Raw genomic sequence first — 1,337 nt, 5'->3', positions numbered from 1 at the left:
CGCTTTCCGTTGCTGACTCCTGAGCAAGAAATTGCCTACGCAAGGCAGGTACAGCAGATGATGGTAATCGCGCAAGCAAGAACTATGCTTACCAAACAACTGCACCGAGAACCAACTTCGGTTGAATTAGCTGCAGACATTAACAAAACTGAAGCCGAAGTAACTCAATTTCTGAAACTTGGTCACAGAGCGAAGCAAAAAATGGTGACAGCGAATTTGCGGTTGGTGGTTTCGGTCGCCAAGAAATACCAGAACCGTAACATGGAATTTCTCGATTTGCTCCAAGAAGGGTCACTGGGTTTACAGCGGGGTATCGAGAAGTTTGATCCCAACCGGGGCCATAAGCTTTCTACCTATGTATACTGGTGGATTGTGCAGTCTATCACACGGGCTATAGCCCAAACCTCCCGTACTATTCGCTTGCCCATTCACTTAAATGAGAAACTCAACAAAATCAAGAAGGTACAGCGCGAACTGTCTCAAACGTTAGGTCGCCGTTCTACCATCACAGAAATTGCTCTTGCATTAAACGAACAGCCCAATCAGATTTGGGAATATATCAGCGTTTCTCGTCAGCCAGTTTCTCTGTTCCAGTCAGTGGGAGAAAACCAGAATACAGAACTGGGTGAACTCTTACAAGATAAAAGCGTTTCTCTAGATGAACATATCACCCAAGAATGTTTGCGCCAAGACATGATTAATGCGCTCTCATTGCTAACACCCATACAAAGAGAAGTGATAATTTTGCGCTTTGGGCTAGATTCGGATCGTGAACTGACCCTGGCTGAGATTGGAAAACGCTTAGACCTCAGTCGAGAGCGGGTTCGCCAAATTCAAGTTAAAGCGATGAATATTCTGCGCCGTTCACAACATGATCTCAAACAGCATTTAATCGGTTAAATACTGTTTGATATTGTCGCTCTCCCACGAAAACATTTTATGAGTTAAGAGCGCTATCCTACATATTGGAAATAAATAGCTACAACTGTTAAGAAATTAAGCAGGAAGAATCAAGAGATTACTTTATTATGACTATAGATTTACTAAAATTTTTCCAAAGAACTAACCCAAGCCGGACTTTACTTGTCAATCAACGTTTAGATATCAAGTATTATATAGACTTCTCCCAGGTCAGAGGTGGGGATATTATAGGTAAGCTAAAACAGGAAATTGCATTCTTCAAGCTGAACGAACCAACCTGTACTTTGTTTACTGGGCATATAGGCTGCGGCAAATCAACGGAACTATTACGCTTACAGGTAGAACTCGAAGCGCTAAACTTTCATGTGGTGTATTTTGAGTCTAGCGAAGACCTGGAAATGACCGATGTAGATATT

1 protein-coding gene and 1 pseudogene are annotated in these 1,337 nt (G+C 42.3%); both read left to right on the top strand.

What is annotated here, in order from left to right; genetic code table 11:
- Window positions 1–900: RNA polymerase sigma factor, RpoD/SigA family (locus HCR01_RS37895; protein ID WP_193201010.1), on the top strand; the 900-nt coding region annotated here is incomplete at its 5' end.
- A gap of 128 nt (window positions 901–1,028) precedes the next feature.
- A pseudogene (locus tag HCR01_RS37890) lies at window positions 1,029–1,337 on the top strand (ATP-binding protein); the annotation flags it as partial.

The organism is Nostoc sp. MG11 (genome assembly GCF_014904695.1).
In the GTDB taxonomy this organism is placed as follows: Bacteria; Cyanobacteriota; Cyanobacteriia; order Cyanobacteriales; family Nostocaceae; genus Komarekiella.
The sequence above is the reverse complement of the archived record's forward strand: the minus strand, read 5'-3'. Positions and strand labels throughout refer to the sequence as shown.